The organism is Micromonospora zamorensis (genome assembly GCF_900090275.1).
In the GTDB taxonomy this organism is placed as follows: Bacteria; Actinomycetota; Actinomycetes; order Mycobacteriales; family Micromonosporaceae; genus Micromonospora; species Micromonospora zamorensis.
Map to the genome: position 1 here is coordinate 40,691 of NZ_LT607755.1, position 13,866 is coordinate 54,556.

The window sequence follows — 13,866 nt, forward strand, 5'->3', positions numbered from 1 at the left end:
CAGCCGAATCCGGGACAGCCACCGAAATCGTCCCCCGGGACCACCCCTAGAGGTACGCCAGTCGCGGCAATCTTGGACAGTTTCCGTTAGCCCCGCTGACGGAAACTGTCCAAGATCTCCGAGTCTTGCGGGCCGGAGGGATGCCGCTCAGTCGATGGGGACTTTGACGACTGCGGCGGCGGCGCGGGCGTGGCGAGCGCTGACCAGTGTCATCGCCCATCCGGCTGCGGCGAACCCGCCTGCGGCGGCGGTGGCGATGATGGCCAACCGCCAGGCCGACTCGGTGAGAGCGGTGCCGCCCAGGTGCCCGACCATCGCGCCGTAGGTGGCCCAACCCAGCGCGGCGACCGCCTCGTAGAGCACGAACAGGCGGTACGGGTAGCGGCTGCGCCCGGCCGAGAAGCAGGCCGCCATCCGGCCGCCGGGCACGAACCGGCAGAGCAGGATGACCAGCGGCCCGGGTTGTCGCAGCCCCTGGGTGACCCGACTGGCCACTCGGCGGGCGCGGCTCAGCTCGGCGTGCCGGGGTGGCCGCCGGTCCGGTGCGCTGCGCCCGAGCAGGTAGCAGGCCAGGTCGCCGGCGAACACGCCGAGCGCGCCGACGGCGATGGTGACCGGCAGGCTGAGCCCGCCGTAGACGGTGAGGGCGCCACTGGTGATCATGACGATCTGGGTGGGGATCACCGGCACGAAGGCGTCCGCGATCAGCAGAGCGAGCAGCACCAGGTACGCCCACGTCGGCGATGCGACGTCAGTCAGTAGTTCGGGCACGCCTGCCACCTCGCCGGATGCGGCCGATTGGGTGTCTTGAGCCTGACGGCGTGTCCGCCGTCACCGTGGACGGCCCTGGCCCGTCGTGACCGTCGACACGGCCAGGCCACCCAGGTACAACGAGGCGAACCGGCCTCGGGTGACGGGTCCGGTGGCCCTCCCAACCGTCCCGGAGCGGTCGGCGGATCGGCGTTCGTCGGCGTACCGTTGTCGGCGCGGCCACGCCCGTCGGGTCCCCCGTTCCTGACGTTTCGGGCCGCCAGGGCCGCCGGCGGGTCCCGCGCCGGCGGCCCACCCCCTGCCCGCTCTCCCACTGTCGTAATTCAGGTGCGTCCTGGACCGCCTGAGACGTAGCATCGCGGCATGCGCAGTGCGGTAGTGGTGACCACGACGCCGGGTGTCCCCGGCGCGCCGCTCTGACGTAACCACCGTCGACCAGGCCCCGGGGCGATCCGCCCCGGATGGCCGCGCGGCGTTCGGTGTCCAGGTCGCCTCCGGGTCGTACCCGATCCAGGAGCCCGACATGATCGACCACCGCAGGCTCGGCCGTGAGCTGGACCTCTTCGTCTCCGATCCGCTGGCCGGCGCCGGCCTGCCGATCTGGCTGCCGGCCGGCGCCGCCGCCCGGCACGCCGTCGAGGAGTACGTCCGGGAGTTGGAGCGTCGCTCCGGCCACCAGCACGTCTACTCGCCGCCGCTGGGCAAACGCGAACTCTTCGAACTCTCCGGGCACCTCGGCTACTTCGCCGACGACATGTTCCCGCCCATGCGGCTCAGCGCCGACGACGAGTTCGTGCTCCGCCCGGCGCTCTGCCCGCACCACGCGCTGGTGTTCCGGGCTCGGGGCCGCTCCTACCGGGAGTTGCCGCTGCGGATCGCGGAGCTGGGCGGGATGTACCGCTCGGAGCGCTCCGGGGTGCTCGGTGGGCTGTCCCGGGTACGCGCCATCTCGCTCAACGACGCGCACACCTTCTGCGCGCCCGAACAGGTGGGCGCGGAGGTCGCGGAGATCCTCGGGCTGATCCGTGCCGCGCACGCCGCGCTCGGCGTCCGACCGGCCGGGTTCCGGCTGTCGTTGCGGGGGCCGGGCGAGAAGTACGTCGGCGACGACGCGCAGTGGGCCCGCGCGGAGGACCTGCTCCGCGCCGCGCTGGCCGGGATGGCGTACGTCGAGGCGCCCGGGGAGGCCGCCTTCTACGGACCGAAGATCGACATTCAGATCGTGGACGCGGCCGGCCGGGAGTCGACCATCTCCACCATCCAACTCGACTTCGACAAACCCGAGCGGTTCGACCTGTCGTACACCGGTGCCGACGGCAACCGGCATCGGCCGGTCATGCTGCACCGCAGCCTGGTCGGCAGCATGGAGCGGCTGTTCGCGTACCTCATCGAGGTGCACGAGGGCGCCTTCCCGGCCTGGTACGCGCCCGTCCAGCTGGTGTTGCTGCCGGTCGACGACGGTCAGGCGGACGCGGCGGCGGACCTGGCCCGGCGGGCCGCCGACGCCGGCCTGCGGGTCGAGGTCGACGCCGCCGGCTCGCTGGGTTCCCGGATCCGGGACGCGGCCCGCCGCCGCGTCCCGTACCTCGGGGTGTTGGGTGCCCGGGAGGCCGCCGATGGTCGTCTCGCGCTGCGCCTGCGCGGCGGCCGTGCCCTGGACCCGATGCCCGCCGAAGCCGCGCTCGCCCTGATCGGCGGGCAGGTCGCCGCTCGCGCGACCGACCTGCTGCCGTCGGACTGACCCGCCCACCGATCGTCTCGCGCGCACGGCCGCCCGACCTCAGACCGACGCCGGTTGGGCGGCCGGTTCCTCGTCGACCACCGCACCGGTGAACTGGGAGCGGTAGAGCCGGTGGTACGCGCCATGGGCGGCGAGCAACTGCTCGTGGGTGCCCTGTTCGACGATCCGGCCGTTCTCCATCATCAGGATCAGGTCGGCGTCCCGGATGGTGGAGAGCCGGTGCGCGATGACGAAGCTGGTCCGGTCCGAACGCAGCGCGGCCATCGCCCGCTGGAGCAGCACCTCGGTGCGGGTGTCCACCGAGCTGGTGGCCTCGTCGAGGATTAGCAGGGACGGTTCGGCGAGGAACGCGCGGGCGATGGTGATGAGCTGCTTCTCGCCGGCGCTGACGTTGCTGCCCTCCTCGTCGATGACCGTGTCGTAGCCGTCGGGCAGGCTGCGCACGAACCGGTCCACGAAGGTGGCCCGGGCCGCCGCGAGGATCTCCTCCTCGGTGGCGTCCGGCCGCCCGTAGGCGATGTTGTCCCGGATGGTGCCGCCGAAGAGCCAGGTGTCCTGGAGCACCATGCCGATCCGGCCGCGCAGGTCGTCGCGGCGCATCGTCGTGATGTCCACCCCGTCGAGCGTGATCCGGCCGGCGTCCAGCTCGTAGAAGCGCATGACCAGGTTGACCAGCGTGGTCTTGCCGGCGCCGGTCGGGCCGACGATGGCCACCGTGTGCCCCGGCTCGGCGACCAGCGACAGGTCGTCGATCAGCGGCTTGTCCGCCTCGTAGCGGAACGAGACGTGCTCGAACTCGACCCGACCGTGCGGGTCGGCGACCCGGGCGGGTTCGACCGGGTCGGGCGTCTGCTCGTCGGCGTCGAGCACCGCGAACACCCGCTCGGCCGAGGCCACCCCGGACTGGAGCAGGTTGGCCATCGACGCGAGCTGGGTGAGCGGCTGGGTGAACTGGCGGGAGTACTGGATGAACGCCTGCACGTCGCCGAGGCTCATCGTCCCGGAGGCGACCCGCAGCCCGCCGACCACGGCGATCGCCACGTAGCTCAGGTTTCCGATGAACATCATCGACGGCATGATGATCCCGGAGACGAACTGCGCCCCGAAGCTGGCGCGGAACAACTCGTCGTTCTTCGCGTGGAACGCGGCCTCCACCTCACGCTGCCGGCCGAAGACCTTCACCAGCTCGTGACCGGTGTACGCCTCCTCGATCTGACCGTTCAGCTCACCGGTGTGCGTCCACTGGGCGATGAACTGCTTCTGCGAGCGCTTGGCGATGCGCTGGGTGACCAGCACCGACAGGGGCACCGCGACCAGGGCCACCAGGGCCAGCAGCGGCGAGATCCAGAACATCACGGCCAGCACGCCGACCACGGTCAGCAGCGAGGTGAGCAGCTGGCTGAGGGTCTGTTGGAGGCTGGTGGAGATGTTGTCGATGTCGTTGGTGACCCGGCTCAGCAGCTCGCCGCGAGGCTGCCGGTCGAAGTAGGGCAGCGGCAGCCGGTTGAGCTTCTCCTCCACCTCGGCGCGCAGCCGCAGGACGGTGCGCTGGACCACACCGTTGAGCAGCCAGCCCTGCCACCAGGAGAGCAGGCTCGCGGCCAGGTACAGCCCGAGGGCCAGCAGCAGCACCCGCTTCAGCGCGTTGAAGTCGATGCCCGTCCCGGGCACCACGTCCATCCGGGCCAGCATGTCGGCGAAGCTGTCGTTGCCGCTGGCCCGGGCTGCGGCAACGGCCTGGTCGGCGGTGGTGCCGGCGGGCAGTTGCCGGCCGATCACGCCCGTGAAGATCAGGTCGGTGGCGTGGCCGAGGATCTTCGGCCCGGCGACGCTGAACCCGACGCTCACCACCGCGAGCGTGATGATCGCGGCCAGGTGCAGCCGGTGTGAGCGCAGGCGGCCGAGCAACCGGCGGGCCGAGGGCCCGAAGTTCATCGACTTCTCGGCGGGCATCCCGGCGCTCATCCATCCCGGGCCACCGCGCTGACCGCCCGGTGGCAGCCGCTTCGGCGTCGCCGCGCCACCGCCGGTCTCCGGCGCGGTTTCCCCGCCGGGTTGCTGCGCGGGTCCCCCGCCGGGTTGCTGCGCGGTCTCATCCGGTGTCCGTCCGTCGCCGGCCGGCTTCTGACTGGGTACGGCCGGGGTACGCGTGTTGTCGGGCTCGCTCATGCCGCCACCTCCGCCGTCTGCTGGGAGGCCACGATCTCGGCGTACGTCGGGCAGGTCTCCAACAACTCGGTGTGTCGTCCCACTCCGACGACCCCTCCGTCCTCAAGAACGATGATCTGGTCGGCGTCGATGATCGTGGAGACCCGTTGGGCGACGATCACGACTGCGGACTGCGCGGTGACCGGCCGCAGTGCCGCTCTCAGCCGCGCGTCGGTGCCCAGGTCGAGCGCGGAGAACGAGTCGTCGAAGAGGTAGATCTCCGGTTGCCGGACCAACGCCCGCGCGATGGCCAGGCGCTGCCGCTGTCCACCGGAGACGGTGGTGCCGCCCTGGGCGATCGGTGCTTCCAGACCGCCCGGCATCTGGGCCACGAAGTCCCGGGCCTGGGCGATCTCCAACGCCGTCCACAGTTCCTCGTCGGTGGCGTCGGGGTTGCCGTACCGCAGGTTGCTGGCGACCGTCCCGGTGAACAGGTACGGCCGCTGCGGCACCAGGCCGATACGTCGCCACAGCTCGTCCGGTGCCAACTCCCGCACGTCCACCCCGTCGACCAGCACCGCGCCCCCGGTGACGTCGACCAGACGGGGAATCAACGACAGCAGGGTCGTCTTGCCGGCGCCGGTGCTGCCGATGATCGCCGTGGTGGTGCCCGGGGTGGCCCGGAAGGAGATGTCCCGAAGCACCGGGTCGACCGCGCCCGGATATTGGAAGCGCACCCCGCGCATCTCCAACTCGGCCCGGGTAGGCAGGTCGGTGACCGGCTCGGCGGCGGGGACCACCGAGGAGTCGGTGTCCAGCACCTCGGTGATCCGCTCGGCGCAGACCGCGGCCCGGGGCACCATCATCAGCATGAAGGTGGCCATCATCACGGCCATCAGGATCTGCATCAGGTATTGCAGGAACGCGGTGAGCGCGCCGACCTGGATGGCGCCGGAGTCCACGCGCTGTGCGCCGAACCAGAGCACCGCCACGCTGGAGACGTTCAGCACCAGCATGACCACCGGGAAGATCAACGCCATCAGCCGGCCGGTCCGCAGCGCGGTGGCGGTCAGGTCGGCGTTGGCGACGCCGAAGCGGTCCGTCTCGTACGGCTCGCGGACGAACGCGCGGACCACCCGGATGCCGGTGATCTGCTCGCGCAGCACCCGGTTGACCGTGTCGATCCGGGTCTGCATGAGCCGGAAGCCCGGCACCATCCGGCGGATGATCGCACCGAGCGTGATGGCCAGCACCGGCACGCTGACCAGCATCAGCCAGGACAGCCCGATGTCCTCGCGCAGCGCCATGAACACGCCGCCGACACTCATGATCGGCGCCGCGACGAGCATCGTGCAGCTCATCAGCACGAGCATCTGCACCTGTTGCACGTCGTTGGTGTTGCGGGTGATCAGCGACGGCGCACCGAACCGGGCCACCTCGCGGGCGGAGAAGCGGTTGACGTGCCCGAACAGCCTGGCGCGTACGTCCCGGCCGAAGCCCATCGCGACCCGCGCGCCGAGGTAGACCGCGGCGATCGAACAGACGATCTGGATGAGGCTGACCAGCAGCATCCACCCGCCGGTGCGCACGATGTAGTCGGTGTCGCCGCGCGCCACGCCCTGGTCGATGATGTCGGCGTTGAGGCTGGGCAGGTAGAGCGAGGCCATGGTGCCCACGAACTGGAGCAGCACCACCGCCAGCAACGGTCGTTGGTAGGTGCGCAGTTGGCTGCGCAACAGTCGGATCAGCACGCCGGATCCTTCGGTTCGGTAGGGCGTCCGGTCATCCGCGGGTCGTCCCCGCTGCCGATGACCTCCAACAGGAACTCGCGGATCACCTGGGCCTTCACCGGGTCGGCGTCGACCGAGGTGAGCGGGCGTCCGGAGTGCATCAGTGCGCTGAGCGCGGACACTCGCTCCCGCCCGGCAGGGGTGAGGGCGAGTCGGACGCTGCGTCGGTCGCTGTCGTCGCGTTGCCGCTCGACGAGCCCCTCCCGGGCCAGCGTGTCCACGATGCCGGTGAGGGTCGCCGGGCGCACGAAGCCTTTCTCGGCGACCTCCCGGTGGGGCAGCTCGCCGTGTCGTGCGAGTGTCATCAGGGTGACCATGCCGGCCTGGGTGAGGCCGTGCTCCTCGGCGAGGTAGCGGTTCCACCGCTGCCCGACCAGGTGCCCGGCCACCACCAGCAGTCGGCCGAGCGGCACGTCCTGGAGGGTCACGAGTTCCACGACGGGTAGATTAGCTCCCTGATAGTCAGGGCCCAAACGAAATTGCCGCAGCAGTGGTGACGAACACGATCTGCAGGACCGTGCGCTGTGCGAGCGGGGTGACGGGACGCCCGGCGAGGGTGAGCCTCCGGCGGGCGGCCGAGACGTTGGCCGGGAACATCGCCAGCATGAGCAGGGCGAGCCCGGCCGCCGCCACCCGGGCGGTCGCCGGGATCAGCAGGCCGACCGCGCCGACCAGCTCCAGCACGCCGGTGAGCGTGACCAGCAGATCCGGGCGGGGCAGCCGCGGCGGGACCATCGCGATCAGGTCCGCCCGGCGCTGACCGACGAAGTGCGCGACGGCGGTCAGCGCGAACATCACGGCCAGCCCGACCCGTAGTGCGGGATGCCAACCATCCAGTGCGGAGATGCCGGCCAGGCCGGCGATTCGGGCCAGCGCGGTGCCGACGACCAGAGCGATCAGGGGTGCCATCGAAAACCTCCTCGGTGAAACTTGTCAGTGACAAGATTGCGCGCCGGGGGAGCATCTTGTCAATGACAAGATAGGATTGGGGCATGACCGAGACGCGTGCGTACCATCACGGCGACCTGCGCCGCGCCCTGCTCGCCGCAGCTCTGGAGGCCATCGCGGAGGTCGGGCCCGCCGCGCTGAGTCTGCGCGACCTCGCCCGTCGGGCCGGTGTCTCGCACGCCGCGCCCGCGCACCACTTCGGCGACAAGGCGGGCCTGCTCACCGCGCTTGCCGCCCAGGGCTTCGACCTGCTGGCGCAGAAGCTCATCGAAGCGGACGACGTGCTGGAGGCCGGCGTCGCGTACGTCGATTTCGCCGTCACGCACCGCGCGTACTTCGAGGTGATGTTCCGGCCCGAGCTCTACCGGGCCGACGACGCCGAGCTGATCGCGGCCCGGGAGCGCTCCGGCGCCGCGCTCCGTTCCGGGGTGGCCACCCTGCCCACCGGTGGCGCCCCGGGTGACACCGACCGGGACGCGCTCGCCGCCTGGTCGATTGCGCACGGCTTCGCCACCCTCTGGCTGGCCGGCGCGCTGCCCGAGCGGGTGGGCGACGACCCCCGCAAGGCAGCCCGCGAAGTCCTCCGCCGCCTGGCCACCTGAGGGCGCGGTGCCCCCGCCGACCTCGGCCTTTCTCGGTCGATCATGAAGTTATTGCCATGACACGCCGATGCGAGAGGCAATAACTTCATGATCAACGAGGATGGGTGGTGGGGTTACCAGCTTGTGGGGAGGGGCATTCCTTCGGTGAAGCCGGCGGCGCTCTGCACGCCGACGATCGCCCGGTCGTGGAACTGCGTCAGGTCCCGTGCGCCGGCGTACGTGAACGCGCTGCGCACCCCGGCGATGATCTCGTCGATCAGGTCCTCGACGCCGGGTCGCGCCGGGTCCAGGTGCATCCGGGCCGAGGAGATGCCCTCCTCGAACACCGCCTTGCGGGCCCGGTCGTACGGGCTGTCGTCGGCGGTACGGGCACTGACCGCCCGGGCCGAGGCCATCCCGAAGCTCTCCTTGTACCGCCGGCCGTCCGCGTCGGTGTACAGGTCACCGGGGGACTCGTAGGTGCCGGCGAACCAGGAGCCGATCATCACGTTCGACGCCCCGGCGGCGAGCGCGAGTGCCACGTCCCGTGGGTGGCGCACCCCGCCGTCGGCCCAGACGTGCCGGCCCAACTCGCGGGCGGCGGCGGCGCAGTCGAGCACGGCGGAGAACTGCGGCCGACCCACGCCGGTCATCATCCGGGTGGTGCACATGGCACCCGGCCCGACGCCGACCTTGATGATGTCCGCCCCGGCCTCGACCAGGTCGCGTACCCCCTCGGCGGTCACCACGTTGCCAGCCGCCACCGGCACCCCCGGGTCCAACTTGCGGACCGCCTGAAGCGCCGAGATCATCCGCGCCTGGTGGCCGTGCGCGGTGTCCACGACCAGCGTGTCCACCCCCGCCTCCAGCAGCGCGGCGGCCTTGCCGGTCACGTCACCGTTGATGCCGACCGCCGCGGCGATGCGAAGCCGACCGCGGTCGTCCACGGCCGGGGTGTAGAGGGTCGCGCGCAGCGCGCCCTGCCGGGTCAGCACCCCGACCAGCCGGCCCTCAACGTCCACCACCGGAGCGAGCCGGCGACGGCCCGCCGAGAGCAGGTCGAAACCGGTACGCGGGTCCGCGTCCGCCGGCACTGTGTGCAGCTCGGTGGACATCACGTGCCGCAGCTGAGCGAACCGGTCCACGCCCGTGGTGTCCGCCTCGGTCACCACGCCCATCGGCCGGCCGGCGTCGTCGACCACGATCACCGCGCCGTGCGAACGCTTGGGCAGCAGGTGGATGGCGTCGCCCACGGTCTCGGTGGGCCCCAGGGTGATCGGCGTGTCGTAGACCAGGTGCCGCTGCTTGACCCAGGCGACGACATTCGCCACCACCTCGATCGGGATGTCCTGCGGGATCACCGCGATCGCGCCCCGGCGGGCCACCGTCTCGGCCATCCGCCGGCCGGCGACCGCTGTCATGTTCGACACGACCAGCGGGATGGTGGTGCCGGTGCCGTCGCTGGTGGAAAGGTCGACGTCGAGCCGGGAGCCCAGGTCGGAACGGGCCGGCGCCATGAAGACGTCGGTATAGGTCAGGTCGTGCGCGGGAGCCGCGCCGTGTAGGAACCGCACTCGGCCCATCATCCCCGCTCGTGGAGCGTCCCGCCGCCGGTGGTCGTGGAAAACACTCCCGTCGACGCCGCGTCAGAGCTGGTCAGCCCACCAGGAGCGCCACGGCGAGCCCGGCCATCACGACGGCGATGACCGCGTCCAGCACCCGCCAGGCGCCAGCACGGGCGAGCAGCGGCGCGAGGCGCTGCGCGCCGACGCCGAGGGCGGTGAACCAGACCCCGCTGGCCAGGGCGGCTCCGGCACCGAACACCCACCGGTGCGGGTGCTGCTGGGCGACCCCGCCGAGCAGCAGCACGGTGTCCAGGTAGACGTGGGGGTTCAGGTAGGTGAAGGCGGCGCAGGCGAGCAGGGTCGCCCCCAGCGTGGCCGGCGGCCGCTCGGTGGGCAACAGGGTGCCGGGACGCAGCGCGCGGCGGGCGGCGAGCAGCGCGTAGCAGAGGAGGAACGCCGCGCCGCCCCACCGGATCGCCGCCAGGAGGCCCGGCCGACCCGTCACCAGCGTGCCGACCCCGGCCACGCCCGCCATGATCAGCAGCGCGTCCGACGCGGCGCAGGTCAGCACCACGGGTACGACATGCTCGCGGCGCAGGCCCTGACGCAGGACGAAGGCGTTCTGGGCGCCGATGGCGACGATGAGGGCGATGGAGATCGAGAAGCCGGCGACGGCGGAGGTGAGCACGGATCGACGCTAGGGCTTTCGACCTCCACCAGTCCAACTAAAGATTCTGACGCAACTTAAGCTCTGCTTATGGACGGTCTCGACTCGGCGCAGCTGCGCACGCTCGCCGCGGTGGTGTCGGAGGGCAGCTTCGACGCGGCGGCCCGGCTGCTGCACGTCACGCCGTCGGCGGTGAGTCAACGGATCAAAGCACTGGAGGAGACGGTCGGCCAGGTGCTGGTCCGCCGCGCCCGACCGTGCGTGGCGACCGACGCCGGCCGCCCACTGCTGCGCCTGGCAGGCCAGCTCACGCTGCTCGAACGGGAGGCACTGGCCGACGCCCGAGGCCCGCTGGCCGGTGGTGGCCGCGTCCGGGTCGCCGTGGTGGTCAACGCGGACTCACTGGCCACCTGGTTCCCCGCCGCGCTGGCCCGGTTGCCGCAGGAGGCCGGGCTCTCCTTCGACCTGCGGCAGGACGACCAGGACCACACCGCCGAGCTGCTCCGGGACGGTTCGGTGACGGCGGCGGTCACCGCCCAGCGGGAGGCCGTGCAGGGCTGTCGTGTGCTGCAGCTCGGGGCCATGCGCTACCGCGCGCTGGCCACCCCGGAGTTCGCGTCGTCCCACTTCGCCGGGGGTTTAACCGCGTCCGCGCTGGCGGTCACGCCGCTGATCGTCTTCGACCGGAAGGACCGGGTGCAGCACCGCTTCATCCGTGCGGTGGCGGGCCGACCGCTCGACCCGCCGGTGCACTACGTGCCGTCGGTGCCGGCCATCAGCGAGGCCCTCCGGCTCGGGTTGGGCTGGAGCCTGGTGCCAGAGCAGATCGCCGAGGCCGACCTGGCCGCCGGTCGCTGCGTCGACCTCGTGCCGGGCCGACACCTGGACGTCCCGCTCCACTGGCAGCACTGGCGACTGGAGTCGGACGTGCTGAACGCCCTGACCGCCGCCGTCCGCGCGGTCGCCGCCGAGAGCCTGCGCTGACCGCCGGCCCCGTCTAACCCGGCACGTCGGGGCCGATCGCCCGCCGCAGCCGTCAGGGGCCTTCCGGGCAGTCGCTCAGGCGATGGTGCAGATGGGGGCGCCGGCGGTGATCACGGCGCCGACCTCGGCGCTGAGACCGCTGACCGTACCCGCCTTGTGGGCGTGCAACGGCTGCTCCATCTTCATCGCCTCCAACACCACCACCAGGTCGCCCTCGGCCACGGTGTCGCCGTCCGCCACTGCGATCTTGACGATGGTGCCCTGCATCGGTGAGGCGAGAGTGTCGCCGCCGACCGGAGCGCCGGCCTTGGCACCGCCACCGCGCCGGCCCGCCTTGCGGGAGGCGGGTGCTGCGGTGGTCGTACTCCCGCCGAAGCTGGCGGGGAGGCTGACCTCGAGGCGCTTGCCACCCACCTCGACCACGACGGTCGCGCGTTCGGCCGGCGCCTCGGCGGTGCCGGCGGCGGCGGTGAACGGCGGCACGGTGTTGTGGAACTCCGTCTCGATCCACCGGGTGTGCACGCTGAACGGCTCGGCGGTGAACGCCTCGTCTCGCACGACCAGCCGGTGGAACGGCAGCGCGGTGGCCATGCCGTCGAGGACCATCTCGTCCAGCGCGCGACGGGCGCGCTCCAGCGCCTCGGTCCGCGTCTCACCGGTGATGATCACCTTGGCGAGCAGCGAGTCGAAGTTGCCGCCGATCACGTCGCCGGCCGAGATGCCAGTGTCGACCCGCACGCCCGGGCCGGTGGGCAGCCGCAGTGCGGTGACCGTGCCCGGGGCCGGCAGGAAGTTGCGGCCCGGGTCCTCGCCGTTGATCCGGAACTCGATGGAGTGCCCACGCGGCGTCGGGTCCTCGGTGATCCGCAGCTTCTCACCGTCGGCGATCCGGAACTGCTCGCGGACCAGGTCGATGCCGGCGGTCTCCTCGGTGACCGGGTGCTCGACCTGGAGTCGGGTGTTGACCTCCAGGAAGGAGATGGTGCCGTCCACGCCGACCAGGTATTCGACAGTGCCGGCGCCGTGGTAACCGGCTTCGCGGCAGATCGCCTTGGCGCTGTCGTGGATCTGGGCCCGCTGGGCGTCGCTGAGGAACGGCGCGGGAGCCTCCTCCACGAGCTTCTGGTGCCGACGCTGCAACGAGCAGTCCCGGGTGCCGACCACGATCACGTTGCCGTGCTGGTCGGCGAGGACCTGCGCCTCGACGTGCCGGGGCTTGTCCAGGTAACGCTCGACGAAGCACTCGCCCCGGCCGAACGCCGCGACCGCCTCCCGGGTGGCCGACTCGAAGAGCTGCGGGATCTCCTCCATCGTCCGGGCGACCTTGAGGCCGCGTCCGCCGCCACCGAAGGCGGCCTTGATGGCGACCGGCAGGCCGTGGTCGACGGCGAACGCCATCACCTCGTCCGGGTTGGCCACCGGGTCCGGGGTGCCCGGCACCAGCGGAGCGCCGGCGCGCTGGGCGATGTGCCGCGCGGTCACCTTGTCGCCCAGGTCGCGGATCGCCTGCGGGGTGGGGCCGATCCAGGTCAGCCCGGCGTCGATGACAGCCTGGGCGAAGTCGGCGTTCTCGGAGAGGAAGCCGTAGCCGGGGTGCACGGCGTCGGCGCCGGACCGGGCGGCGACGTCGAGCAGTTTGTCGATGCGCAGGTACGTCTCGGTCGCGCTGTCGCCGCCGAGCGCGTACGCCTCGTCCGCGAGAGTGGCGTGCAGGGCGTCACGGTCGGAGTCCGCGTACACGGCGACGCTGTCCAGACCGGCGTCGCGGCACGCACGAATCACCCGGACGGCGATCTCGCCGCGGTTGGCGATGAGTACCTTGCGCACCTTCGTGGCTCCTCCCGGGCAGGTTACTGACGGGGAGTGTATCGGCCACCCTGCTGGCCCTAACGATCGCTCAGTGTGGGATGCCGCACTGTGCCGCAACGCTCTAGTCAAACTTGTCTATTACGCTTGTGTGGTGTCTTCGACTCGATTGATGATCCTCGGTCTGGTGCGGTGGATGCAGCCCGTGCACGGCTACGACGTGCGCCGTGAGCTGCTGAGCTGGGGTGCCGACAAGTGGGCGAACGTGCAGCCCGGCTCGATCTATCACGCCCTGCGCAAGCTCAGCGAGGAAGGGCTGCTCAGGGCCGTTGCCACCGAGCAGGTCGGTGCCCGTCCGGCGCGGACCACGTACGAGGTGACGCCGGTGGGGGAGGACGAGTTCCAGACGTTGCTGCGCGGCTTCTGGTGGGGCCTGTCCGAGCCGCTGGACCCGTTCTCCGCGGCGTTCGGCTTCCTGCCGGCGCTGCCCCGCACCGAGGCGGCGGCGGCCCTACGGAACCGGGCCAACCTGCTGCGCGCCAGCGTCGCCTCGATGCGTGCCTCGTTGGAGTCCGACTGGATGCGCAAGAGCAAGCCGGTGCACGTCGGTTGGTTGTTCGAACTCTGGTCGGAGCGGGCGGAGGCTGAGCTGGGCTGGTGCGAGCGGATCGCGGAACGGATCGAATCCGGTGTGTCGTACCTGCCTGCTGAGCTGGAGAACGCCGAAGGTTGGTCGGGTTGGGGGAACGACGGGGACCCGCCGGGCTCGAACGCGAAATAATCAACGTTGACCATAGAAGCTATATCGCGTTAGCCTGCTGACGGCACAGCGGGGGAGTGCGCCGTCCGGCGTCGTCCCACTCGG

General features: G+C 71.3%; 12 protein-coding genes. 4 read left to right on the forward strand and 8 right to left on the reverse strand.

Annotated features, from left to right (window positions below):
* Positions 1-147: 147 nt before the first annotated feature.
* The gene (locus GA0070619_RS00180; protein WP_088946175.1) at positions 148-771 is read right to left on the reverse strand and encodes a DedA family protein; all 624 of its coding nucleotides are present in this window, start codon (positions 769-771) and stop codon (positions 148-150) included.
* Between the two features lie 523 nt (positions 772-1,294).
* On the opposite strand from GA0070619_RS00180, the gene thrS reads away from it, so the two are divergent.
* The gene (gene thrS, locus GA0070619_RS00185) at positions 1,295-2,512 is read left to right on the forward strand and encodes a threonine--tRNA ligase (RefSeq protein WP_088951455.1); all 1,218 of its coding nucleotides are present in this window, start codon (positions 1,295-1,297) and stop codon (positions 2,510-2,512) included.
* Positions 2,513-2,551: 39 nt separating this feature from the next.
* On the opposite strand, the gene GA0070619_RS00190 is transcribed toward thrS, so the two are convergent.
* The 4 genes from GA0070619_RS00190 to GA0070619_RS00205 all read right to left on the reverse strand — a co-directional run bounded on the left by GA0070619_RS00190 (position 2,552) and on the right by GA0070619_RS00205 (position 7,359).
* Positions 2,552-4,477 carry an ABC transporter ATP-binding protein gene (locus GA0070619_RS00190; protein WP_412769118.1) on the reverse strand — a complete coding sequence of 642 codons (1,926 nt, stop codon included), beginning with the start codon at positions 4,475-4,477 and terminating at the stop codon, positions 2,552-2,554.
* A gap of 200 nt (positions 4,478-4,677) precedes the next feature.
* Positions 4,678-6,411 (reverse strand): ABC transporter ATP-binding protein, encoded by a 1,734-nt coding sequence (locus GA0070619_RS00195; RefSeq protein ID WP_088946176.1) that lies wholly within the window; start codon positions 6,409-6,411, stop codon positions 4,678-4,680.
* On the reverse strand, positions 6,405-6,887 hold the full coding sequence (locus tag GA0070619_RS00200; protein ID WP_088946177.1) for a MarR family winged helix-turn-helix transcriptional regulator: 483 nt from the start codon (positions 6,885-6,887) through the stop codon (positions 6,405-6,407). The genes GA0070619_RS00195 and GA0070619_RS00200 overlap by 7 nt, the downstream gene beginning before the upstream one ends.
* A 25-nt stretch (positions 6,888-6,912) precedes the next feature.
* Positions 6,913-7,359, reverse strand: coding sequence for a DoxX family protein (locus tag GA0070619_RS00205; RefSeq protein WP_088946178.1), 447 nt, complete (start codon positions 7,357-7,359; stop codon positions 6,913-6,915).
* Between the two features lie 83 nt (positions 7,360-7,442).
* Here GA0070619_RS00205 and GA0070619_RS00210 point away from each other — a divergent pair, with 83 nt between their 5' ends.
* Positions 7,443-8,000 (forward strand): TetR/AcrR family transcriptional regulator, encoded by a 558-nt coding sequence (locus GA0070619_RS00210; protein WP_088946179.1) that lies wholly within the window; start codon positions 7,443-7,445, stop codon positions 7,998-8,000.
* A gap of 113 nt (positions 8,001-8,113) precedes the next feature.
* On the opposite strand, the gene GA0070619_RS00215 is transcribed toward GA0070619_RS00210, so the two are convergent.
* Positions 8,114-9,553: a GuaB1 family IMP dehydrogenase-related protein gene (locus tag GA0070619_RS00215; protein WP_088946180.1), complete on the reverse strand. Its 1,440-nt coding sequence runs from the start codon at positions 9,551-9,553 to the stop codon at positions 8,114-8,116.
* Between the two features lie 82 nt (positions 9,554-9,635).
* Entirely contained in the window at positions 9,636-10,232 is a 597-nt protein-coding gene (locus GA0070619_RS00220) for a LysE/ArgO family amino acid transporter (RefSeq protein ID WP_088946181.1), read from the reverse strand.
* A gap of 69 nt (positions 10,233-10,301) precedes the next feature.
* Between GA0070619_RS00220 and GA0070619_RS00225 the strand changes: the two genes are divergently transcribed.
* A complete protein-coding gene (locus GA0070619_RS00225) occupies positions 10,302-11,195 on the forward strand; it encodes a LysR family transcriptional regulator ArgP (RefSeq protein WP_088946182.1) in 894 nt (297 codons plus the stop codon).
* Positions 11,196-11,270: 75 nt separating this feature from the next.
* On the opposite strand, the gene GA0070619_RS00230 is transcribed toward GA0070619_RS00225, so the two are convergent.
* Positions 11,271-13,022, reverse strand: a complete 1,752-nt coding sequence (locus GA0070619_RS00230; RefSeq protein WP_088946183.1) for an acetyl/propionyl/methylcrotonyl-CoA carboxylase subunit alpha — start codon at positions 13,020-13,022, stop codon at positions 11,271-11,273.
* 148 nt (positions 13,023-13,170) lie between these two features.
* On the opposite strand from GA0070619_RS00230, the gene GA0070619_RS00235 reads away from it, so the two are divergent.
* Positions 13,171-13,782, forward strand: coding sequence for a PadR family transcriptional regulator (locus GA0070619_RS00235; RefSeq protein ID WP_088946184.1), 612 nt, complete (start codon positions 13,171-13,173; stop codon positions 13,780-13,782).
* Positions 13,783-13,866 lie beyond the last annotated feature (84 nt).

Bases quoted from the DNA above. Each gene is read 5' to 3' on its own strand.
- GA0070619_RS00190 (WP_412769118.1), bottom strand. From the start codon at position 4,477: ATGAGCGCCGGGATGCCCGCCGAGAAGTCGATGAACTTCGGGCCCTCG.
- GA0070619_RS00210 (WP_088946179.1), top strand. From the start codon at position 7,443: ATGACCGAGACGCGTGCGTACCATCACGGCGACCTGCGCCGCGCCCTG.
- GA0070619_RS00205 (WP_088946178.1), bottom strand. From the start codon at position 7,359: ATGGCACCCCTGATCGCTCTGGTCGTCGGCACCGCGCTGGCCCGAATC.
- GA0070619_RS00225 (WP_088946182.1), top strand. From the start codon at position 10,302: ATGGACGGTCTCGACTCGGCGCAGCTGCGCACGCTCGCCGCGGTGGTG.
- thrS (WP_088951455.1), top strand. From the start codon at position 1,295: ATGATCGACCACCGCAGGCTCGGCCGTGAGCTGGACCTCTTCGTCTCC.